The sequence below is a fragment of the Methylorubrum sp. GM97 genome, from assembly GCF_024347855.1.
GTDB classification, from domain to species: Bacteria; Pseudomonadota; Alphaproteobacteria; order Rhizobiales; family Beijerinckiaceae; genus Methylobacterium; species Methylobacterium extorquens.
Genome location: NZ_AP025942.1, coordinates 2,981,134 through 3,003,344, shown reverse-complemented (window position 1 = coordinate 3,003,344; position 22,211 = coordinate 2,981,134). Strand labels below are relative to the sequence as shown.

General features: G+C 68.5%; 14 protein-coding genes, 1 tRNA gene and 1 pseudogene. 2 read left to right on the top strand and 14 right to left on the bottom strand.

Annotation, left to right across the window (positions count from 1 at the left end):
* Positions 1–94: 94 nt before the first annotated feature.
* The 14 genes from MSPGM_RS13825 to MSPGM_RS13760 form a co-directional block, all read right to left on the bottom strand.
* Positions 95–4,486, bottom strand: a complete 4,392-nt coding sequence (locus MSPGM_RS13825) for a translocation/assembly module TamB domain-containing protein (RefSeq protein ID WP_261925675.1) — start codon at positions 4,484–4,486, stop codon at positions 95–97.
* Positions 4,487–6,472: an autotransporter assembly complex protein TamA gene (locus MSPGM_RS13820; protein ID WP_261925674.1), complete on the bottom strand. Its 1,986-nt coding sequence runs from the start codon at positions 6,470–6,472 to the stop codon at positions 4,487–4,489.
* Positions 6,473–6,681: 209 nt separating this feature from the next.
* The gene (locus MSPGM_RS13815) at positions 6,682–7,386 is read right to left on the bottom strand and encodes a sensor histidine kinase (protein ID WP_012254125.1); all 705 of its coding nucleotides are present in this window, start codon (positions 7,384–7,386) and stop codon (positions 6,682–6,684) included.
* 51 nt (positions 7,387–7,437) lie between these two features.
* Positions 7,438–8,172: a Crp/Fnr family transcriptional regulator gene (locus MSPGM_RS13810; protein ID WP_004446461.1), complete on the bottom strand. Its 735-nt coding sequence runs from the start codon at positions 8,170–8,172 to the stop codon at positions 7,438–7,440.
* Between the two features lie 284 nt (positions 8,173–8,456).
* Positions 8,457–8,540: transfer RNA gene (locus MSPGM_RS13805), tRNA-Tyr, on the bottom strand.
* 89 nt (positions 8,541–8,629) lie between these two features.
* Positions 8,630–10,465: a single-stranded-DNA-specific exonuclease RecJ gene (gene recJ / locus MSPGM_RS13800; RefSeq protein ID WP_004446458.1), complete on the bottom strand. Its 1,836-nt coding sequence runs from the start codon at positions 10,463–10,465 to the stop codon at positions 8,630–8,632.
* Positions 10,466–10,559: 94 nt separating this feature from the next.
* Positions 10,560–11,960: an NAD(P)(+) transhydrogenase (Re/Si-specific) subunit beta gene (locus tag MSPGM_RS13795; protein WP_004446456.1), complete on the bottom strand. Its 1,401-nt coding sequence runs from the start codon at positions 11,958–11,960 to the stop codon at positions 10,560–10,562.
* Positions 11,961–11,964: 4 nt separating this feature from the next.
* Entirely contained in the window at positions 11,965–12,417 is a 453-nt protein-coding gene (locus MSPGM_RS13790; protein ID WP_004446455.1) for a proton-translocating transhydrogenase family protein, read from the bottom strand.
* Between the two features lie 21 nt (positions 12,418–12,438).
* Entirely contained in the window at positions 12,439–13,578 is a 1,140-nt protein-coding gene (locus MSPGM_RS13785) for a Re/Si-specific NAD(P)(+) transhydrogenase subunit alpha (protein WP_004446453.1), read from the bottom strand.
* Positions 13,579–13,689: 111 nt separating this feature from the next.
* Entirely contained in the window at positions 13,690–13,983 is a 294-nt protein-coding gene (locus tag MSPGM_RS13780) for an aa3-type cytochrome c oxidase subunit IV (RefSeq protein ID WP_261925673.1), read from the bottom strand.
* Between the two features lie 112 nt (positions 13,984–14,095).
* The gene (locus MSPGM_RS13775) at positions 14,096–15,466 is read right to left on the bottom strand and encodes an ABC1 kinase family protein (RefSeq protein WP_004446451.1); all 1,371 of its coding nucleotides are present in this window, start codon (positions 15,464–15,466) and stop codon (positions 14,096–14,098) included.
* A gap of 92 nt (positions 15,467–15,558) precedes the next feature.
* Positions 15,559–15,945 carry a type II toxin-antitoxin system death-on-curing family toxin gene (locus MSPGM_RS13770; protein WP_012753132.1) on the bottom strand — a complete coding sequence of 129 codons (387 nt, stop codon included), beginning with the start codon at positions 15,943–15,945 and terminating at the stop codon, positions 15,559–15,561.
* Entirely contained in the window at positions 15,942–16,166 is a 225-nt protein-coding gene (locus tag MSPGM_RS13765; protein WP_004446449.1) for an AbrB/MazE/SpoVT family DNA-binding domain-containing protein, read from the bottom strand. Before MSPGM_RS13765 ends, MSPGM_RS13770 begins: the two co-directional genes overlap by 4 nt.
* Positions 16,167–16,234: 68 nt before the next feature.
* The gene (locus MSPGM_RS13760; protein WP_004446448.1) at positions 16,235–18,112 is read right to left on the bottom strand and encodes a M3 family oligoendopeptidase; all 1,878 of its coding nucleotides are present in this window, start codon (positions 18,110–18,112) and stop codon (positions 16,235–16,237) included.
* 329 nt (positions 18,113–18,441) lie between these two features.
* On the opposite strand from MSPGM_RS13760, the pseudogene MSPGM_RS13755 reads away from it, so the two are divergent.
* Positions 18,442–19,931, top strand: a pseudogene (locus MSPGM_RS13755) (sigma-54-dependent transcriptional regulator).
* 246 nt (positions 19,932–20,177) lie between these two features.
* Complete coding sequence (locus MSPGM_RS13750; protein ID WP_261925672.1) at positions 20,178–22,205, top strand: murein L,D-transpeptidase; 2,028 nt, start codon at positions 20,178–20,180, stop codon at positions 22,203–22,205.
* Positions 22,206–22,211 lie beyond the last annotated feature (6 nt).

Below are 22,211 nucleotides of genomic sequence, written 5' to 3'. Positions count from 1 at the left end.
AGGCCAGCCGCAGACTTCTTCGGTCGGGTCGCCCTGCTGCAGCATGACCCCGACGGGCGCGAGGGACGCGACGGGCTCGGCGCCTGTTAGCGCGTCACCATTCCCACTCGGCGCCGACGCCGACCGAGGTACGGCCGTCGCTGCCGGCCTCGCCGTTCAGCTTGATCCGTCGCGTCACGTCGTAGTTGATCGTCGCGGCGGTGTCGGCGGGCTTGGCGCCGGCCTTCACGCCGACGCTGATGCGGTCGTTGATGTAGCGCGAGGCGCCGACCGCCGGGCCGCCGCTCGCGCCCGTCGAGACATCGAGGCTGTCGAGGCCGAGCCCCTTGCGGGCTGCCTCGAACACGTCGGGCCCTCCTGCCCCGCCGGAGAGTTGCGCCACGGCCTGAGCCAGTTGCAGCGCTTGGAACGCCGAGAGCCCGGCCGCCGCCTTCTTGAACAGGATGCGCGAGAGGATCTCGTCCTGCGGCAGGCTGGGATCGGAGGAGAGTGCGAAGACGGGCTGCGCCGCGGGGCCGGTGACCGCGACACGGGCGGTGACGTCGGCGGCCTTGGTCTCGGCGGCGAAGTCGAGGTCGGGCTGCGCGATGTCGCCCGCGAAGAACACCCGGCCACGGGTGAAGTCGAGGCGCTGGCCGCCGAGGCTGAACACGCCGCGGCGCAGGGAGAAGTCTCCGTTGGCCTGCGGGTCGCGCGAGGAGCCGGTGACGTGCAACTCGCCGCCGAGTTCCGCGTCGATGCCGCGCCCGCGCACGAAGATGCGGCTCGGCGCGCTTACGATGACGTCGAGACCGGCGTCGAAAGGCGGCGCCGCCTTCTTCCGGCGGCCAGCGGCCTCGATCTGCGCCTTGCGCTCGGCCCGCTTGGCGAGACGCTCGCGCACCTCAGGCGTCACATTGACCCGGCGGATGCCCGGCAGCGGCTGCACCGTGGCCGGCAGGCGATCGGGCACCGAGACGTCGATGGAGACGACATCGACCCGGCCCTTGATGGTCGGCTTGCGGGCGAGCGGTCCCGACAGGGCGAGGTTGAGGCTCGACACCGCCGTCATCAGCGGGCTTGAGACCAGTTCGGCCCGGTCGGCGGTGATGCGAAGCGTGCCGGGAAAGCCGGAGGCCGGCTCGACGGCGACGCGCCCGTCCACGGAGAGGCGCCCGCCGTTGCGGGTCGCCGCGGTCAGCCGCTCGATGACGATGGTGTCGCCGCGGCCCGTCACGCGGCCCTGGATGTCGGTGATGCGGATGCCGTTGATCGGATCGGTGAGGCTGCCGCCCGAAAGCGTCGCCGAGCCTTCGACCTTCGGCGCCGCGACCGTGCCGGCCACACCCGCATCGAGCACGATACGGCCGGCAACCCGCTGCCCGCTCGCGCTCAGCATCGAGTTGGCGAGCGCCGCGTCGAGGTTGCCGCGGGCGCGGAGATTCAGACCGCCGCCGGCCTCGACCGGCACGGTACCCGTCACGGTCACGTCGGCGCCGCGCCCGGCCGAGACCCGCCCGTCGATGCTGGCCGCGCCATCAGTGAGCCGGCCGCTCGCCCGCGCGGTGATCGGCGGCAGGCCAGCCTTGCGGGTTTCGGGGGTCACGAGGCCGGCAACGGTGAGGGCGTAGCGCCCTTCCGGCCGCGCGGCGGGTCCATGCAGGTCGGCCTCGCCCTCCAGCGTGCCGGAGAGCGCGAGGCTCGGGCTCGCGATCCGCGCAAGCGACAGCGGCAGGGCACGAATACCGAGCTTGAGGTCGAGATCGGACCCCGCCCGCCCCTGCACGCTGATCCGGCCGGAGCCGGCGGCGACCACCAGATTCTCGATCAGCGCCGAGCCGTCATCAAGGGTGATCGCGGCGGGGCCGGCCAGCGCCAGACGGTCGCCGCCGCGCTGCGCCGAGAACCGGGCAATCTCGATCCGCGTGCGCTCGGCCGGGATCAGCCGGGCGGCACCGTCGAGGGCAAAGCCGCGGGCCTGGGCGGTGAGGGTGATGTCGCTCGCCGCCGCGGTGCCGTTGGCCGTGAGCCGCATCGTATCGATGCTCTGGCCCGCCGCGACGAGCCGCGCGACGTCGGCATGGCCGTCGATGACCGGATGGGCCCGCAGGTCGCGGCCGGTTAGATCCGCGTCGAGCTTGGCGAGGCCGAACGTGTCGTAGCGCAGGCTCGAACCGGTGGCGCGGACAGTCGCGTCCTGGCGCCCGCCCGCGCGGGAGAGGTTCACCGCTGCGTCGAGGCTGCCGCCCATGGGTGCAAGCGCCAGCGGCGACAGGTCGGCGAGATCGCCGGCACGGACCGTCAGGGCGCCCTCGGCGAGGAGGCTGTCGGCGTTCACGACCGCTTGCCCGTCCGCCGCGACGGAGCCGAGAGCAAAGGCGAGCCGGTCGAGGGCGTAGTCGCTCCGGTTCGGCCGGGCGATGTGGGCCTCGGCCCGCAGCGGCTTGCCGGCGATGTCGCCGGTCATGCGCAGGGTGCCGTCGAGCGCATCGCGTAGGTCGTTCAGCGCCGCATCAAAGCGCAGATCCCGGATCGGGCGCCCGTTGGCCGTCACCTCCGGTGCGCGGAGCGCGGCGGTGACGGCCGGCTTGAGCAGGGAGCCCGTCAGTCGCGCATCGGCGCTCGCCGGCCCGGACAGGCGCTCATCGAAGGCGGAGAGGTTCTTGAGATCGACGCGGGCGGCGACGTCCGCGGTCTTGGCGTTCGCCTGGCCCTGGAGCGTGGCGACGAGCCCCGCGCCCTGGAAGCGCAGGCGCTCGAAACCGTAACCGTCATAGGTCTGAGAGACGCGTCCCGTCAGCGTCGGAGCGCGGCCGACGAGCCGGTCGGCGGTCGCCTCGCCGAGCACGAGACCGCCGCCGCGCAGGTCGAGGTCGGCGGAGAGCGCCTTGCGGGCGGGATCACCGCCCAGGATCGCCTTGGCATCGAGACGGCCGGCGAGGGTCCGGCCGGCGATGCCCGAGAAAACGCCGACATCGGACAAAGCCGCCTCGAGCGTGCCGGCCAGCGTGTTCTGCCCGATCCGTCCGGCATAGGCGGCGCGGGCCGTATCGGATTCGACGGTCAGGGTTGTGACGTCCAAGACGCCGTCCGAGCCGGCGGCGGCGCGCAGGATCAGCTTGGCCCGGCTGCCGACAGCGCGGCGCAGGGCCGGATCGGCGAGGCGCAGGCCGTCCACGGCGGCATCGGCGGTGATGGTGAAGCGCTGCGCCTTGTCGGCGCCGGTCGGCTCGATGTTCAGAACGGCATCGACCCGCTCCAGGCTCGATTCGCTGGTGCGCAGGCCCGCCGCCTTGAGATTGCCCTTCACCCGCGGTGCCGAGAGCGGCCCCTTCAGGCTGCCGTCGAAGACGAGGGTGTCCAACTCGGCATCCGCTGCCTTGGTGACGCCGCCCTCGGTCGGGACCGCGCGGGCCGAGATCGTGAAATCCGCGACCCGGTCGGCGGTGAGGGTGCCGCCGATCGCGAGCCGTGCGGTGCGCGAGGCGAGGTCGAGCCGGTCGATGCGGAACGACCCCGTATCGGAGAAGGCCATGCCGCCGTCGAGCTTGGTCTCGCCGGAGAAGATCGCCGCGGCCGGGCCCGGCACGAGGCCTTCGATGCGCGAGGTCAGGTCGAGGCTCAGGCGCCGGTCGGTGCCGATGCGAGAGAGGCGCGCACCGCCCTTCGCGCCGATCTCCGGACCGGCATCGAAGTCGAGCCGGGCGTTGAAGGAATCGAGGGTGCCGCGACCATCGAGGTCGAAGTTGATCGGTGGCGTGCCGGGAAGGTTCGCCGCCTTCGAGAGCAGCCCGCCCTCCGGCTCGACGAGGCTGGCTTTCACCTCAAGGCGCTCGCCCTTGGGCACGAACAGGAGGCGGGCGATGAAGCGCCCGGCCGCGTCGAGGCGACGGAAATCCGCGCTGACGTCGAGTCCCTCAGAGGGGTTTCCGAGCGTGGCCTTGCCCTCACCCGCGAGCCGTGCCGGCTGGCCCGCGACGCTCTCGCCCAGCAGCAGTTCGGCCAGCGCGAAGCTCTTGATCTCGACTTTCACCGGCAGGTCCGGCAGCAGGCTGCCATCGGGCTCGGCCTCGGCCGGCGTCGGGCCCGGCACCGGCTTGCGCAGCACTTCGAGACGGCCGATCTCCAAAGTGTCGACTTCCAGCCGGCCGGACAGCAGGGCGAGGCGCCGCCAGACCAGGCGGGCGCGGTCGAGCTTCAGCCACGGGCCGTCGGAATCGCTGATGACCACGTCGCGGATCGTGGCGTCCGAGGACAGGGCGCCATCGACGGCGCCGATCGTGACCTGCGACGAGGGCGTCGAGAGCGCCTTCGACAGGAGGCCGCCGAGCACCGTCTTCTCGCCATCGGCAGCGCGGGTGTCGTCGGTTGTGATGAAGGCGGCGAAAAGCAGTGCGATCGACAGGAACGCGGCCGCAACCACAGCTCGGCCGTAGGCTCGGCTCCGCCCCTCGCCCGCCGTGGCGGGCAGGCTGCGACGGTGTCGTCCGCGAGCAGAAAACGCCATTCAGAACGCCTGTCCGAGGCTGATATACAGGGCGGCCGGCAACTCGCGGTTTCCCTTAATCCGATCGAGCGGGAAAGCGAGGTCGGCGCGGATCGGACCGATGCCGGTGTAGTAGCGCAGGCCGATGCCCGCCGCCTTGCGGATACGCTCATCGAAATCCGGCAGCGTCGAGGCGAAGGCCGTGCCCGCGTCGAAGAAGGGCACGATGCCGATCGTGTCGGTGATCTTGATGCGGGCCTCGATCGAGGCCTCCAGCAGGCTACGCCCGCCGATCGGCAGATTGAACGGTCCGCGGGGGCCCAGCGTGCGGAAGGCAAAGCCGCGGACTGATCCGCCGCCACCGGCGAAGAAGCGGAAATTGTCGGGGATCTCGTCGAGCCGGGCGCCCGAGACCGAGCCGAAGCCGACGCGCCCGGCGAGCACGTATTTCGCCTCGTCATCGAGCGCGTAGTAGGTCGAGCCCTGGGCCTTCGCGACGAAGATGCCCGGATCCGAGCCAAGGAAGCCGGGATAAGGCACGGCCGAGGCGATCACCCGGAAGCCCTCGGTGGGGTCGAGCAGGCTGTCAGTCGAGTCGTAGGTCACCGAGAGCGGCACACCGATCAGCCGGTAATCGACGGTGCCGATGGCATCCTTCGAGCGGCCGACTTGCCCGTCGAGGCCGATCTGGGCCGAGAACGTGTCGGAGAAGCGGTGGCGGACCGCGACCGAAGCCCCGGCCGCGTCCACGAAGTAGCTCTGCTGCACCTCACGGGTGACAAAGAGGTTCGCCAGCAGGTCGTTGCGGGTGCCGCCGAGCGCCGGCTTCACGAACGTCGCCGAAAGGCGTCCGCCAAGGCCAGTCGTGTCGATGCCGGCGAGCTTTCGCTGGGTCGCGAACGGATCGTAGCCGAGGCCGAGATAGTAGATGTCGGCATCGAGCCGCAGCGTCTCGCCGCCGCCCCAGAGGTTGCGGTTGGCATAGTAGGCGCGCACGCCCGGCCCATCGACGGTGGAGTAGCGCGCCGAGACGCCGATGAGGTTGCGCTCGCGCTCGCTCACCTCGACGAAGATCGGCAGGTTGCCCTGCGCATCGAGGCTCTCGCCCTCGCGCACGCGGACCGCGCCCAGACCTTCGATGCGGGCGACCGAGCGACGGATGTCGGAGACCGCCTTCGGCGAGTAGGGATCGCCGGGCTCGGAATAGATGAACGAGCGGATCACCGCCGGATCGATGCCGTCGGTCGCCTTCACCGACACCTCGCCGAGGCCCGCCATCGGTCCGGGATCGATGGTGAAGGTCACGTCCATGACGTGGGCCGCATCGTCCACGACGGGATCGCGCGTCACGGCCTTGGCGAAGGGGTGGCCAAGAGCGCGGAAGCGATCGACGATTTTCGCTTCGCGGGCGAGCACGGTCGCCGAGCGGGCCGGAACGTCGTCGCCGGTCCGGGTGAAGCGCTCGGGCAGCACCTCCTCCGAGAACGGACGGCCGCGGGGGTCGAGGACGCGCACGGTGCGCAGGGTGTAGGCGGGACCGAGATCGACCGCGATCTTGACCGGCACTAGCGTGCGCGCGCGCGCGTTCTCGGCAACCCGTGCGGCGGCAACCAGCGAGGCCTCGCCGCCGACCGGCACTCCGTCGATGCGGATCGAAACGGTGCCCTGATAGTAGCCGTAACCGGAGAGCACATCGGTCAGGCGGCGCAGATCGGCCTCGGCGCGCCGCACCAGCCCCTCGCCGCCCGGCGGCGCCTCCTGGCGCAGGCGGTAGAGGGTCGAGGTATCCTGCAGGGCCCGAAGGATGTCCGAATCGTCAGTGCCGGTGAAGCGCAGGCTATAGGGCAGTGCCGTCGCGCTCGGGGCCGGCGGCTCCTCTTCCGAGCCGAACAAGCCGAACAGGTCGAAGGCGGCCGCCGGACGCGGCAGAAGGACCAGCGTCGCGACACCCAGAAGAACGCCACCAAAGACCGGCGAACGCAGCAGGCAGTTCATCCGGACATGCATTCGCTGGGCGGGGTCCGTGGCTCGTGACGGGCGATGCCTCCAAAAAGCATCCAGATGTTAAGTACCCGTCGATCCCTTGCGCCGCTACCCCGGCCCTGCTTGGCACAGTGCATGATCGAGGAATGGTGAGCGGACAACGCACCGGTGTACCCGGCGGGCCGCAGTTCGGGCCGGTCGACGCGACCCGCAACGCGTTCGCGGACGCGGTGCTACTCTTCGTCTTCGACCACAGTGATCTGAGTGGGCAGCGGCAGGCTGATCGTGCAGCGCAGTCCCTGCGGCTCGAACGTGAGGGTCGTCTCGGCCTTCAATTCATAACGAAGGCTGCGTGTGAGCACCTCCGTGCCGAAGCCGCAGTGAGACGGCACCGGCGGGAGGTTCGCGAGACCGCTTTCTTCCCAGACGAAGGTCAATTGCGGGCGAGTTCCGGACGGCTCGGTCGGCGGCGACAGCGTCCAGCTCACGTGGATACGGCCCTGCGGCACGGTCAGGGCGCCGTGCTCGACGGCGTTCACGGCCAGTTCGTGGATGGCCATGGCCAGCACCTCCGCTGCACCTGGGCGCAGAAGGAGGCTCGGACCGGAAATCGCGACCTGCTCACCCTCGCGCGCGAGATGGACCAGCAACTCGTCCGCGACGAGGGAATGCAGGGTGATCCCTTCGGGTACGCTGCGCATCAGCGCATTGAGCACGTGGGCGAGCGCGTCGAGCCGCCCATCGAGATGGGCGACATAGGTCTCCACCGAGTCGCTGGTCTCGGCGGAGCGACGGATGATCGCCCGCAGCATGGACAGCGTGTTGCGCACCTTGTGGCGCAGCTCCGCGGGCAAGCCCGTCTCATCGAGGAAGCGGCGCAGGCGCCGATTCTCGGCCTCCAGCTCCTCAATACGTGCGTCGCGCGGATCCTGGTTCATGACTTAGCCGTTCGCTGACCTCGTTGAGATGAATCGGCCAACGGCCGATCTTTAATCCTCATCCGTATTCAATGGATTGCGCTCGTAATGCAGATAAGCCGGGTCGAAGAGCGAAGTGGCTTGGAGTGCCGAAAAGTCTGGTATCGTCAATTGTCGACCACGGAGGCGGATCAAGCCCGCCGCCCGCAATTCTTTGAGGGTGCGATTGATGTGGACGGTCGAAAGCCCCATCGCATCCCCGAGATCGGCCTGGGTTATCGGGAATTCGCAACTCGTGTCGTTCGTCAGTCCGACGGCGCGCAGGCGTAGGAACAGTTCGCAGAACAGATGCCCGAGCCGCTCGGTCGCCAGCCGCTGACCGAGGCTGACGGTCCATTCGCGCTGAATCGCGGCCGTCACGAGCATTTCCCACCACAACGCCTCCGCCACGCGCGGGAATTGCTGGGCGAGCTCCCGTATGGCGGTTTCCGAAATCTCGGCGAGCACCACCGAGGTCAGCGTGCCGAGCGAGTGGTCCATCTTCCGCAGAACGAAGACATGCGGATCGCAGAGATCGCCGGGCAGGAAGATCGAGATGACCTGACGGCGCCCGTCCTCGAGCTGCTTGTAGCGGCAGGCCCAGCCTTCGAGCACGACGTTGACGTGACGCGGCCAGTCGCCATCACGAACCACGTCCTCACGCGGTCCGAGTCTTCGTGTCGGCTGAGCAATCTTCTCCAACGCCTGCTTCTCTTCGGAAGTGAGGCGGATGAAGTTTTCCAGCTTGCGGACGAGCGGGTTTGCCACTGGGTTTCCTTGGCCTAATCGCCACAACCTAGCGCTCTGAAAATCTGGCGGAACTAACGCACGTTAATTTTGCGCGGGAAAGCGTTAAGCTGTGAACAGAATCATGGCGTATGGCTAAGGCGAAAGGTCAGTACGCCCGCGCTTCAGCTTGCTTCGAAGAAGTCGCTCAGGTCGCTTGCAGCCGCCGCGATCAGCCGAAACAGACGTAATTTTTAGTAAGCGTCGCAGGCCGACAAACTCGGCACCAGACGACATAAACGGCTGCAATCGTGCAACGTGGAGTTTGGTGGGGGAAGTAGGACTCGAACCTACGAAGCTTACGCAGCGGATTTACAGTCCGCCCCCTTTGCCGCTCGGGACATTCCCCCAAACCGGGTCACCGCGTGTCGTTCGCGGCGGGCGAGGCCCTTATGATTAGGGCGCGATCGGGTGTCAACCGATCTGCCCGGCCCAATTTCTATCCACAGGGCGCCACGTCGCAGATTCGCACCTGGGCCCGCTCCGCCCCGCGCCAGCGGTCGCACGACAGGGTTCCCGCAACGTGGAAGCTCCGCCCGATCCCGCCAAGCAGGGCGACGCCCAACGGACCCTGCGCGGCACGGAAGGCGATCGCGCCGACCGCTTGCCCGTCACCGCTGACGAGGCGGGCGCGGACATGCCCGTTGCCGACGATCCCGGCATCGACGATGCGGTGGCGGGGCAAGGCCATCACCGGCTCGGGCGCCCCCTGCCCGAACGGGCCGGCCCGCTGGATCAGGCGCACCAGCTCGGCGGTTGCGCCTCCGGCACTCACGGTTCCGTCGATCAGCAGCGCCTCGGCGGCACGGGCCCGACCGACGGTCTCGACGAGATCGTGGGTGAGGCTCTCCCCGAAGGCGGCGAGGCCTCCGGGCGGGAGGGTCACGCCCGCGGCCATGGCATGCCCACCGCCTTTGACCGCGAGCCCCGCCTCGACCGCGCTGCGCACGGCACCGCCGAGATCCGCACCGACGACCGAACGGCCGGAGCCGACGGCGCTGCCATCGGGCTTGACCGCGAAGGCGAAGGCCGGCCGGCCGAACCGCTCCTTGAGCCGGGCGGCGATGAGGCCGACGATGCCGGGATGCCATTCGGGCGAGGCGGCGATCAGGACCGGACGGTCCGGATCGCGTGTGAGGTGGGCATCCATCTCCGCCTCGGCCTCGGCGACCGCCTGCGCCTCGATGGCCTGCCGCTCGCGGTTGAGCCGATCGAGTTCGTCGGCGATGCGACGGGCCTCCATCGGGTCGGCGGTGGTGAGCAGCCGCGCGCCGAGACCGGCATCGCCGATCCGCCCACCGGCATTGATGCGTGGCCCGACGAGAAAGCCGAGATGCCACGCTTCCGGCGGTTCGCTCAGCCCGGCTGCGTCGAGCAGCGCCGCCAATCCCGGACGCCCGCGCCCGCGCATCACCGCGAGTCCCTGGACGACGAAGGCCCGGTTGAGACCGGTGAGCGGCACCACGTCGGCGACGGTGGCAAGCGCCACGAGATCGAGGAAGTCGGTGAGGCGCGGCTCGGCGGATGTTGCGAAGACGCCGTCCCGCCGCAGCCGGCGGGCGAGCGCGACGAGGGTCATGAAGACCACGCCCGCCGCGCAGAGATGGCCGAGGCCGGACAGGTCATCGAGACGGTTCGGATTGACCAGGGCCCGCGTCTGCGGAAGTTCCTCCGGCGCGCCGTGGTGGTCGAGCACGATCACGTCGAGGCCCAGCGCCGCGGCCGCGGCCAGCGGCTCGTGGCCGGCGGTGCCGCAATCGACGCAGACGAGCAGTCCCGCGCCCTCCTCCCGCAGGGTCGTGACGGCGCCGACATTGGGGCCATACCCTTCCGTGATGCGGTCGGGGATATGGATGCGCACCGGCACGCCGAGCGCCCGGAGATAGTCGGCGAGCAGGGCTGCGCTCGACGCGCCGTCGACGTCGTAATCGCCGAAGATCGCCACCGTTTCCCGGGCGCGTACGGCATAGGCAAGCCGCTCGACCGCCGCTTCCATATCCACGAGCACCGACGGATCCGGCATCAGGTCGCGCAGACGCGGGGCGAGGTAGGCGTCCGCCTCCGCCGGCCGCACACCGCGCCCGACGAGGACGCGCGCGAGCAGATCGGGCAGTCCATAGGCCTGCGTCATCGTCACGGCGAGCGCTTGGAGGCCGGGATCGCCGCAGCGCTCGCGCCACGGCCGCCCGAGCGCCGAGGCGGTGACGTCGAGGAACGGACGCGGGAGGTCCGAGGACGGATCGATGAGCATGGCGGCGGTCACGCGGGCGACCATAGTCGTTTCCGCGGCCGAAGACTGCGCCCCGCAAACGACAGCGGGGCGGACGATTGCTCGCCCGCCCCGCCGCGCTGCCCGTCGTTTGGACGGGTCAGAGGTTCTTGACGATCGAGTCGACGACCTTCTTGGCGTCTCCGAACAGCATCATCGTGTTGTCGCGGAAGAACACCTCGTTCTCGACGCCGGCATAGCCCGAGCCCATGCCGCGCTTGATGAAGAGGACGGTCTTGGCCTTCTCCACGTCGAGGATCGGCATGCCGTAGATCGGCGAGGCCTTGTCGGTCTTGGCGGCCGGGTTGGTGACGTCGTTGGCGCCGATCACGAAGGCCACGTCGGCCTGCGGGAACTCGCCGTTGATGTCTTCCAGCTCGAACACCTCGTCGTAGGGCACGTTGGCTTCGGCCAGGAGCACGTTCATGTGCCCCGGCATGCGGCCCGCCACCGGGTGGATGGCGTACTTCACCTCCACGCCTTCCTTCTTCAGCAGGTCCACCATCTCGCGAAGGCTGTGCTGAGCCTGGGCGACCGCCATGCCGTAGCCCGGCACGATGATGACACGCTCGGCGTTCTTCATGATGTAGGCCGCGTCGTCGGCCGAGCCCTGCTTGACGGGGCGCGTCTCGACCTGGCCGCCACCGGCCGCCGCGGCGGAATCACCGCCGAAGCCGCCGAGGATGACCGAGATGAACGACCGGTTCATCGCCTTACACATGATGTAGGACAGGATCGCACCCGAGGAGCCGACCAGCGAACCCGTGATGATGAGCGCGAGGTTGCCCAGGGTGAAGCCGATGCCGGCCGCCGCCCAGCCCGAGTAGGAGTTCAGCATCGAGACGACGACGGGCATGTCCGCGCCGCCGATCGGGATGATGAGCAGCCCGCCGAGGGTGAACGACAGGAGCACGATCAGCCAGAAGACCAGCTTGCTCTCGTTGCCGATGAACACGGCGATCAGCACCACCAGGGCGATACCCAGCGCGATGTTGATGGCGTGCCGCTGCGGCAGCATGATCGGCTTGCCGGACATGCGCCCGTCGAGCTTGGCGAAGGCGATGACCGAACCGGTGAAGGTGATCGCGCCGATTGCCGCGCCCAGCGCCATCTCGAACAGCGACTCCTTGTGGATGTGGCCGTTCTCGAGGATGCCGACCGCCTGGGGCGCGTAGAGCGTCGCTGCCGCACCGGCCACGGCGGCGAGGCCGACGAGCGAGTGGAAGGCGGCGACGAGCTGCGGCATCGCCGTCATCGGCACCCGCTTGGCGATCACGGCGCCGGCGCCGCCACCGATCCCGAGGCCGAGCAGCACCAGGATCCAGGCGCCGAGTCCCGCCGGCGGATGGCCGACCAGGGTCGTGAGCACGGCGAGCGCCATGCCGATCATGCCGTACAGGTTACCCTGTCGCGATGTGGTGGGGTGCGAGAGCCCCCGCAGCGCCATGATGAACAGGACGCCGGCGACGATGTAGAGAAGGGATGAGACGTTTTCCGACATCGCCTCAGGCCTTCTTCTTGTACATGCCGAGCATGCGCTGGGTCACGAGGAAGCCGCCGAAAATGTTCACGGAGGCGAGGACGATACCGATGAAGCCGAAGAAGCGGGCCCAGCCGGTGCCCTTCTCGATGAGCGGCACACCGGCCGCCAGGAGCGCGCCGACGATGATGACCGACGAGATCGCGTTGGTCACCGACATCAGCGGCGTGTGCAGGGCCGGGGTCACCGACCAGACAACGTAGTAGCCGACGAAGATCGCGAGCACGAAGATCGCGAGCTGGAACACCGTGGGATCGACGGCGCCATGGGTGGCGGCGGCGATGCCGTGCCCGAGCGAGTCGGCAATCGACTGCGCCTGGGCGGCGTTCTGATGGGCGATGTCAGCCGCGGCGCGCGCGGCCGAGGCAGCGGCCTGGGCCTGCTCTGCAGGTGAGACGGGCGGAAGGGGGGTTGCCATGGTGAGATCCTCCGCGACCGATCAGGCTTTGGGCTGAAAGTTGGGGTGGACCACCTGACCGTCGCGGGTCAGATTGGTGGCCTTGACGAGTTCGTCGTCCCACTGCACCGCCAGCGCCTTCGACTCCTTGTCGATCAGGGTCTCGACGAAGGCGTAGAGGTTGCGGGCGTAGAGGCTCGACGCCGTGGCTGCGAGGCGGCCCGGCACGTTGACGTGGCCGACGATCTTCACGCCGTTGCCGACGGTGACGATCTCACCCGCCTTGGCGCCGGCGACGTTGCCGCCGCGCTCGACCGCGAGGTCGACGAGCACCGAACCGGGCTTCATCGAAGCGACCATCTCCTCGGAGACAAGCTTCGGCGCGGGCCGGCCGGGGATCAGCGCCGTGGTGATGACGATGTCCTGCTTGGCGATGTGGCCCTTGACCAGCTCCGCCTGCTTCTTCTGGTACTCGGCCGACATCTCCTTGGCGTAACCGCCGGAGGTCTCGGCCTGCTTGAACTCGTCGTCCTCGACGGCGACGAACTTGGCGCCCAGCGATTCGACCTGTTCCTTGGTGGCGGGCCGCACGTCGGTGGCGGTCACCACGGCACCCATGCGGCGGGCGGTGGCGATAGCCTGGAGGCCGGCGACGCCGACGCCCATGATGAAGATGCGCGCGGCCGGAACGGTACCGGCGGCGGTCATCATCATCGGCAGGGAGCGGCCGTACTCGGCGGCGCCATCGACCACGGCGCGGTAGCCGGCGAGGTTCGCCTGCGAGGAGAGGACGTCCATCACCTGCGCGCGGGTGATGCGAGGCATCAGCTCCATGGCGAAGGTGTTGACGCCCGCCTCGGCGGCGGCCTTCAGCTCGTCCTCGTGCCCGTAGGGGTCCATGATCGCGATGACCGTGGCGCCCTTCTGGATCTTGCCCAGTTCCTCGGCGTTGGGACGGCGGACCTTCAGGACGAGGTCGGCGCCGGAGAGAGCCTCATCGGCGCTCCCGGCGATCTTGGCGCCGGCGGCTTCGTACTCGCCATCGGGAACGCCGGCCTTGGCGCCGGCCCCCGATTGCACGACGACATCGGACCCCAGACCTATGAACTTCTTGACCGTTTCTGGGACGGCCGCGACCCGTGGTTCTATCGGGTCCGTCTCCGTCAAGACGGCAATACGCATCAGTTGCTCCCGTTCTTACAGCCGCCTTTCGGCGTGCCGGTATCCGAGCTTGCTGGGAAGTTCAGATCTGGAAAGGGCCGACGCGAGGGGTCGGCCCGGAAGTCTCGATCCTCAGCTGAGGAAGAGAATCGCGAGGAGTGCGGCGAAAACGAAGGCTTGGGCCTTCCAGCCGATGGCGGGGACGAAGGCACCGACGGCCGCGGCCACCCATGAGACCAGCACGCCGATGATCGCGGTCACCCACGCTTCGTTCACGCCGCCGATGGCGAGAGCCGTCACCCAGCACAACACCGTGACGGTACCGATTTCGACGAAGCGGACGAAGCCCCGATAGGTCTGCTCGTGGGTCTTCTCGTCCATCGCCGGGCTGTAGTGCAGGCCGGTGAGGGTCTTCGTGTCCGCCATTGCGCGCCCGTTCCCTGGTATCGTTTTGCTTGTCACGCGCGGATTTAGCGCAACGCTTATCCGCGAGCAATCAGCTTGACGCTCAGGTACACATGTCGTGAGCCGGCTTTTGTCACACCGGATCGGGCAATCCGACCGCGGCCAGCGCCGCCCCCTGCCGCTCGGAAAGCGTGTCGAGCGAGAAGCGCTCGATCTCGGCTTCGAATAGTTGGTGGTAATTCAGTTCGGAGCGCAGGTGCAGGAAGACCGCGCCGAGCCCGACCGCGGCCCGATCCATGAACACGAATTCCTGCGGAACTGTGACCGGGCCCTTCTCCTTCAGCGCCTGATGCACGGAAAACGCCTCGCGCCGTCCGTAGGCACCCGGATCGATCCCGTCGGCGACGGTGCGGGTGCGATCCTCCAGCAGCGGGCCGTAGATGAAGCGGGCCCAGATGTTGAGGATGTCGATGGTTTCGTTGTCGAGCTTCTTAAAGCCCCAGACTTCGTAGGCGTGGACAACCCGCGCGCGATCGTCTTCCAGCAGGCCGCGGTAGAGATCGACCACACCGCCGACGAAGCGGGGATGGAAGATGCGCACGCAGCCGTAATCAAGCAGGTTGATGCCCTGCGCTTCTCCGCCCTCGGAGAAGACGGTGTAATTGCCGAGATGCGGATCGCCATGGATCACGGCAGCGCGGCTGAAGGGATGCCACCAAGCCCGGAACATCGCCTGGGCGAGTCGGTTGCGGATCTCGATCGGGCTCTGCGTGAAGTTCAGGATCTTCTCGCCGTCGAGCCAGCCGAGGGTGAGAAGCCGCTTCGTCGACAGATCGGAATGCACCGCAGGCACCCGCACGGAATCGATGTCCTTGAGCACGTCGCCATAGAGGGCCGCGTGCTTGGCCTCGCGACCGTAATCGAGTTCCTCGCGCACCCGCGCGCCGATTTCCTTGGCGATCTCGGAGGTGTCGAGCCAGGAATTCATGCGCCGGTGGAGCGCGAAGGCGACCTGAAGCTGCTTGAGGTCCGCCTCGACCGCCGATTGCATGTCGGGATACTGGAGCTTGCAGGCGAGCGGCGCGCCGTCGCGTGACTGAGCGCGGTGGACCTGCCCGAGCGAGGCCGCGGCGGCCGGCTTGAGATCGAAGCTGCCGAAGCGGCTCTGCCAGTCGGCGCCGAGTTCGGCCATCATCCGGCGCTTGACGAAGGCCGCGCCCATCGGTGGCGCGTCGGCCTGAAGCTTCTGCAGTTCGGCCGCGTATTCCGGCGGCAGCAGGTCCGGCACGGTGGCGAGCAACTGCGCCACCTTCATGATCGGCCCCTTAAGACCACCGAGCGCCTGGGCCAGAGCCGCCGCGTTGTTCAGGCTCACACCATCCTTGCCGCCGAACAGGCGCGCCGCCGCCATCCGCGCGGCCACCCCTCCAACATTGGCGCCGACGCTGGCGTAGCGGCTCGCGCGGGCGGTGAAGCGGTTGGCTTCGCGGTCGGTCTCGGCCATGGATTCGGATCGATTCCTATCGTGACTTGACCGGAGATAGGCGCTGCCCGGTCTCGCGCCCAGGGCGCTGGGACGGCGCGCCGCGGGCCGCGCTACGCTTTCGGCCAGTTATCGCGAATCCAGCGGGTCAGGCCGGATTCATCGATCTCGCCGGCGGCGAGACCACGGATCATTACGACGGCCTCCGCCTCGTCGACGATGAAATCTATGTCGTTCAGGCCGAGGAAGGTGATGAGCGCCAGCAACGCGGCGCGCTTGTTGCCGTCGATGAACGGGTGGTTCTTGGCGATTCCAAAAGCGTAGGCGGCTGCCAGTTCTGCCAGATCAGGCTCCCCATAGCCGGCCCGATTGATTGGGCGCCCCAAGGCCGATTCCAAAGCTCCCGGATCGCGTATGCCGGGCGGTCCGCCGAAAAGCTTGAGTTGATGGGCGTGAATGGCCTGGACGAGATCGCTCGTCAGCCAGATGATCTCGCTCACTTCGCCAGCTCGGCCAGGGCATTTCGGTAGGTCTTCATAGCCCGCTCGGCGATCTTCATCCCCTTCTCGAAGGTCGGATCGTAGGGTGACAGGCGCACCGTGCCGTCGGCGTTCTCGGTCACGTAGAGCCAATCGCCCTGTTCGAGCTTGAGCCGGCCGACGAGCTCCTTCGGTAGGATGAGGCCGGTCGAATTGCCGACGCGTTTGACTTCGAGCTTCATGCGGGCACCCCGTACGCGTTGTACTGACCGTATAACACGTACGGGGCATCCAGCCCATAGAGTGTGGGCTAGGCAGCCTCCATCGACTCCAGCTCCGCGATCATCCCCTCGATCATCCCCAGCCCGATCTGCCAGAAGCCGGGATCGCTGGCGTCGAGCCCGAACGGCTTCAGCAACTCGCCGTAGGGCTTCGAGCCACCCGCCGAAAGCAGGGCGAAGTAGCGCTCGACGAAGCCGGGCTCGGCGCGGGCGTAGACGCCGTAGAGCGAGTTCACGAGGCAATCGCCGAACGCGTAGGCGTAGACGTAGAACGGCGAGTGGATGAAGTGCGGAATGTAGGCCCAGAACGGCTCGTAGCCCTTGTCGAGGGTGATCGCCGGGCCGAGGCTCTCGGACTGCACCGACATCCAAAGTTCGTTGATCTGCTCGGCCGTCAGCTCGCCCTTGGCGCGGGCGAGGTGAACCTTACGCTCAAACGAGTAGAACGCGATCTGGCGCACCACCGTGTTGATCATGTCCTCGACCTTGGCCGCGAGCATCGCCCGGCGCTGGGTTGGGTCCGTGGTCTGGCCCAGCAGCCGCTGGAAGGTCAGCATCTCGCCGAACACGCTTGCGGTCTCGGCCAGCGTCAGCGGGGTCGGCGCCATCAGCGCGCCGTTGGGGGCGGCGAGCACCTGATGCACGCCGTGGCCGAGTTCGTGCGCGAGAGTCATCACGTCGCGCGGCTTGCCCTGGTAATTCACTAGCACGTAGGGGTGAGCCGAGGGCACGGTCGGATGCGCGAAGGCGCCGGGTGCCTTGCCGGGCCGGGTCGGCGCATCGATCCATCCGCCGTCGAAGAACTTTCTGGCGATACCAGCCATATCCGGCGAGAAGGCATCGTAGGCCTCCAGCACCGTGTCACGGGCCTGGGCCCAGGGAATCGTGCGCTGCTCGACCTTCGGCAGCGGCGCGTTGCGGTCCCAATAGGGCAGCGCCTCGACGCCGAACCACTTGGCCTTGAGCCGGTAGTAGCGGTGCGACAGCCGCGGATAGGCCGCGCGCACGGCCTCGACCATGGCGGCCACGACCTCCGGCTCGACGCGATTCGAGAGGTGGCGGGCATCGGCCACGTCCTTGAAGCCGCGCCAGCGGTCGGAGATCTCCTTGTCTTTGGCCAGCGTGTTGGTGATCAGCGTGAAGATGCGCAGATTCGCCCGCAGGGTCTCGCCGAGCGCCTGCGCCGCCTCCTGGCGCACCGCCCCGTCCGAATCGACGAGCTTGTTGAGCGTCGGCTCCAGCGTCAGACGCTCACCCTGAACCGAGAAGCGCAGCGAAGCGATCGTCTCGTTGAACAGCCGGTCCCAGGCGGCGTTCGAGGTCACCGACTTGTCGAGGAACAGCTTTTCCGTGCGGTCGTCGAGCTGGTGTGGCTTCTCGCGCCGCAGATCCTCGATCCAGGGGCGGTAATGGGCGAGCGGCCCGTCCGCCATCGCCGCGTCGAGCACCGCATCCTCGACGCGGTTCAATTCCAGGCCGAAGAACAGCAGGTCACCCGAGGCCGTGGTCAGCCGCTCGCGGGTGTCGCCGTAGAACTTGGCGCGGGTCTCGTCCGTCGTATCGCCGGAATAGACGAGACCGGCATAGGACATCAGCCGCCCCATCAGATCCTCGATCCGCTCGAAGGTCTGCACCGCCTCGCCGAGGACGGACGAGGCATCCGGCCCCGCCGCGATCTCGGCAATCCGGCCCGCATAACGTTCGGCGAAGGCTCGGCTCTCGGCCTCGGCCCGGTCGAGATCCTCGCGAAAGGCCGGCGCGTCCATGCTCGGATAGAGGTCGGTGAGGTCCCATTCCGGCAGCACGCCGAGATCGACCGCCTGGATCGCGCCGCGCACCGCCGCGAGTTCCTCAGCCTCTCTCGGCAGGTCCGGCGACAGGGCGGCGAAAACGGCTCGGCTCGACATGATGTGCTGTTTCCTCGACGTGGTAGACCGCCGCTTCGGCATCGGGCGCGCCAGCGCGGCCAGGGGCAGATATCGAGCGCAGGACCGTCGCGATCAACCGCGCTCCGCAATCTGGGGCGCATGAGCGCCTACGGAAGGTGCCCCCTGGACGCGCTGTCACGTCGATTGGAACGCCGTGCGGGCTAAATTCGAGCGTCGTTAAGCGGCGCTTTACGCTCTTGGGCGACCCTGTGCCTCGAAACGAAACAGCCGCCGCCATGCGCCGCCGGTCTCCGCTGGGAGCCCGGGTCGGCCCGCGGCCGGTTTGAGCGGAAAGCGAGGCGCCCCGCATGTCGACCACCGTTCTCATCATCGACGACGATCCCGTGCAGCGTCGCCTCGCCGAGGCAATGGTGCGCCGCCTCGGTTTCCAGGCACAGATTGCGGAGAACGGCCATGACGGGTTGAACCTCCTGCGCAGCGGCGAGAGCGTCGATGTCGTGCTGCTCGATCTCGTCATGCCCGGCGGCATGGACGGGCTGAGCGTGCTGGCCGAGATGCGCAAGAGCGGCATCGACACGCCCGTCATCGTGCAGACGTCGAACGGCTCCATCGACGCGGTGGTGAACGCCATGCGGGCGGGCGCCGTCGATTTCGTGGTCAAGCCGGCCGGTGCCGAGCGGCTCCAGGTCTCGATCAAGAACGCCCTGCGGGTCGATCAGCTCGAGGAGGAGGTGCGCCGGATGCGCCGTCGCGCCTCGGGCGCGCTGGGCTTCAAGGATCTCGCCTCGAAGAGCCCGGACATGGAGCGGGTGATTCGGCTGGCCGAACGGTCGGCGAAATCGAACATTCCCGTCCTGATCGAGGGCGAATCAGGCGTTGGCAAGGAAGTGCTGGCGCGCGCGATCCAAGGCTCTGGCGACCGGCGCGGCAAGGCCTTCGTCACCGTCAATTGCGGGGCGATCCCCGAGAACCTCGTCGAATCAACCCTGTTCGGTCACGAGAAGGGCGCCTTCACCGGCGCCACGGAGAAGCATGTCGGCAAGTTCGTCGAGGCCTCGGGGGCACGCTGTTCCTCGACGAGATCGGCGAGCTGCCCCTCGACGCACAGGTGAAGCTGCTGCGGGCGCTGCAGGAGGGCGAGGTCGATCCCGTCGGCGGCAAGCGCGCCGTGCGCGTCGATATCCGCCTGATCTCGGCCACCAACCGCTCGCTGCTCGACCTCGTGAAACAGGGCAAGTTCCGCGAAGATCTCTATTACCGCCTCAACGTCTTCCCCATGACGCTGCCGCCGCTGCGGGCGCGGCGCGAGGACATTCCCGATCTCGTGCGCTCGTTCTGCGCGCGGTTCGCGGCGGAAGAGGGCAAACGCCTGCGCGGCATCACGGCCGAGGCGATGGCTTTGCTCTCGCGCTATCCCTGGCCCGGCAACGTACGCCAGCTCGAGAATGCGCTGTTCCGTGCGGTCGTGCTCGCCGATGGCGACGAACTGACGGTGGCCGAGTTTCCGCAGATCGCGGCGCAGGTTGAGGGCTTCGACGTCCGCATCCCGCCGCTGCCGACACAGGCCGCCCTGCCTGCGGGCGGTCTTGAGCCGGTGCGGGAGATCGTCCGCGTCGAGGTGCGCGATCCCCACGCCATGTCGCTCGTCGTCGAGGACACCGGCGACATGAAGACGATGGAAGCGGTCGAGGCGGAGGTGATCCGCTTCGCTCTGCAATTCTACCGCGGCCGAATGTCCGAAGTCTCCCGCCGCCTCGGAATCGGCCGATCGACCCTCTACCGCAAACTCAAGGAGCTCGGCCTCGACGACGAGGAGCGTTCCGAGGACGCCGCCTGAGGCCGGACAGTCGTTCAGAGCATCGTCGCGAAAGGCAGTCGCCGGCTTTCGGGACGATGCGAAAACAAGAGGCAAACGCATCGTCCTCGATCCGATATTAAGGACGCTGCGTTTGCCTTGGCTGTTCGCCTTCAGGTTCCGGCTTGGCCGCGACATGTGGTCGTGTGGTTGCGCACGGCCGTGCTTCGGTCGATGATCTTTAAGCAGAGCTGCGGCAGTCTCGGCCGTATCCAGGGAGTTGCCGACATGCGCGCTGCATCGGAAGCCGGAACGGGCATCGCGCGGACCCTGTCCGTTGCATTGGCGGCCCTCCTCGCTTTCAGCCAAGCCCCGGCTCGTGCCGAGGAAGCGCCTGCCGCGACGGAGTCCGGCGTCGTTATCCGTAAGGCCGCTGTCGACGTTGCCAACGAGCCGGTGGTCACGCCCGACCCCTCCAACGGCGCGGCACCGACCGCCGATGCGCCTGCGCCCTCCGCAGAGCCGGCGCCCGCGCCCGCGGCCGAGGGGCCACCGGCTCCGGTCGCGCCGAGCGAGCCGCTTCCGGCCGCGGTCTATGCGCGCCTCAACGACACCGCACCGCTGCTGCAACGGCTGACCGGCAAGGACCGCGAGGCGATCCAGGCCTTCTACGCGCTCGGCAACTTCAAGCCGATCTGGATTGAGAACCGGGCCTTCACCGCCGCCGCCAACGCGGCCATCGCCCGCCTGCGAGAAGCGGGCGAGGACGGGCTCGATCCGAACGCCTATCCCGTTCCGGTGGTGGGCAAACTCAGCCGCCCAGACACGGATGCGGAAATCGCCGAGGCCGACCTCAAGCTCTCGGCCGCGCTCGCCCTCTACGCCCGCGACGCCCGCGGCGGGCGGGTGAACCCGGCCGCGATCTCGAGGCTCATCACGCCCACCCTCGACCTGCCGCCGGCCGACACGGTGCTGACCCGTCTCGCCGCTTCGGGCGCGGGGGCCGGCGACGTACTGCAGAGCTACAATCCGCGCCAGCCCGGCTACCTCGCCCTGAAGAAGCGCCTCGCCGGCCTGCGTGCCGGCCGGACGCAAGGCGCGCCGAGCGTCAAGCTTCCCGACGGGCCGGTGCTCAAGCTCGGGATGAGCGACCCCCGGGTGCCGTTGCTGCGCAGCCGCTTCGGTCTCGACGCGAGCGCCGCCGGCACCCTCGATTCGGCGCCCGGCGAGGCGGATGCCTACGACCGCGCCGTTGCCGATGCCGTCAAGAACTTCCAGCGCAGCCGTGGCCTGCCGGCGAACGGAACGCTCACCCGCGCCACCGTCGCGGCGCTCGCCAGTTCGAGCGTGCCGAAGACGAGCGCGAGCGAGGCCGATATCCTCGTCAACATGGAGCGCTGGCGCTGGCTACCGCCCGAACTCGGGCCGAACTACGTCTTCGTGAACGTGCCCGAATTCAAGCTGAAGGTGTTTCGCGACGGGCAGATGCGCGACGAAACCCGGGTGATCGTCGGCAAGCCGACGAGCCCGACGCCGACCTTCTCGGGGATGATGGAATACGCCGTCGTCAACCCGTCCTGGTACGTGCCGCCCTCGATCCTGAAGCAGATGCTGGCCTCGGGCCGCACCGCCGGGTTCGAGGTGGTGCGCCGGGGCGGCAACATCTCCCTGCGCCAGCCGCCGGGCGAGCGGAACGCGCTTGGCTTCATCAAGTTCATGTTCCCCAACCAGCACGCGGTCTACCTGCACGACACGCCGAACCGCTCGCTGTTCTCCGCCTCGACCCGCGCCTTCAGCCACGGCTGCGTGCGCGTGGACGACCCGTTCCGCTTCGCCGACGCGGTGCTGCCGAGCTGGACCCAGGAACGCCTCAAAAAGCTGATCGGCAAGGGCGAGCGGACGCTGCGCCTGCCTGAGAAACTGCCGGTGCACCTCGCCTACTTCACGGCGGAAGTGGACGATCTCGGCTCCTACCGCACCCTGTCGGACCTCTATGGCTACGATGGGCCGATGAAGGTCGCGTTGGGGCTCGCCGCCCGCTCGGAGGCCGTGGCGAAAGCGCCCGCGAAGGAGAAGCGCGCAAGTGCCGAGGCCGCCCGCTCGGCCCCGCGCCAGACCGTGGCGCGCGAGGCGGCGCGCAGCGAGCGCCGCGCCGCCCCCGCCGGTCGTCGGACATGTTCGGCGAGCCGGAGAGCGCCCCCACCTACGCCTATCCGCCGCGCAGCTACTGGTAGGCCGGCGGTCGCGTTTCACTCCAGACGAGCCATCGACGGCGTCGTTCTGCGCGGGACAGCACGGGGCCGGGATCACGCTTAAGTCTTG

What these genes read in the sequence shown, in the direction of transcription:
- MSPGM_RS13765 (WP_004446449.1), bottom strand. Translation starts at nt 16,166, where the DNA reads ATGAAGCTCGAAGTCAAACGCGTCGGCAATTCGACCGGCCTCATCCTA.
- MSPGM_RS13785 (WP_004446453.1), bottom strand. Translation starts at nt 13,578, where the DNA reads ATGCGTATTGCCGTCTTGACGGAGACGGACCCGATAGAACCACGGGTC.
- MSPGM_RS13820 (WP_261925674.1), bottom strand. Translation starts at nt 6,472, where the DNA reads ATGCATGTCCGGATGAACTGCCTGCTGCGTTCGCCGGTCTTTGGTGGC.
- MSPGM_RS13760 (WP_004446448.1), bottom strand. Translation starts at nt 18,112, where the DNA reads ATGTCGAGCCGAGCCGTTTTCGCCGCCCTGTCGCCGGACCTGCCGAGA.
- MSPGM_RS13815 (WP_012254125.1), bottom strand. Translation starts at nt 7,386, where the DNA reads ATGAACCAGGATCCGCGCGACGCACGTATTGAGGAGCTGGAGGCCGAG.
- MSPGM_RS13775 (WP_004446451.1), bottom strand. Translation starts at nt 15,466, where the DNA reads ATGGCCGAGACCGACCGCGAAGCCAACCGCTTCACCGCCCGCGCGAGC.
- MSPGM_RS13790 (WP_004446455.1), bottom strand. Translation starts at nt 12,417, where the DNA reads ATGGCAACCCCCCTTCCGCCCGTCTCACCTGCAGAGCAGGCCCAGGCC.
- recJ (WP_004446458.1), bottom strand. Translation starts at nt 10,465, where the DNA reads ATGGTCGCCCGCGTGACCGCCGCCATGCTCATCGATCCGTCCTCGGAC.
- MSPGM_RS13780 (WP_261925673.1), bottom strand. Translation starts at nt 13,983, where the DNA reads ATGGCGGACACGAAGACCCTCACCGGCCTGCACTACAGCCCGGCGATG.
- MSPGM_RS13825 (WP_261925675.1), bottom strand. Translation starts at nt 4,486, where the DNA reads ATGGCGTTTTCTGCTCGCGGACGACACCGTCGCAGCCTGCCCGCCACG.
- MSPGM_RS13795 (WP_004446456.1), bottom strand. Translation starts at nt 11,960, where the DNA reads ATGTCGGAAAACGTCTCATCCCTTCTCTACATCGTCGCCGGCGTCCTG.
- MSPGM_RS13750 (WP_261925672.1), top strand. Translation starts at nt 20,178, where the DNA reads ATGCGCGCTGCATCGGAAGCCGGAACGGGCATCGCGCGGACCCTGTCC.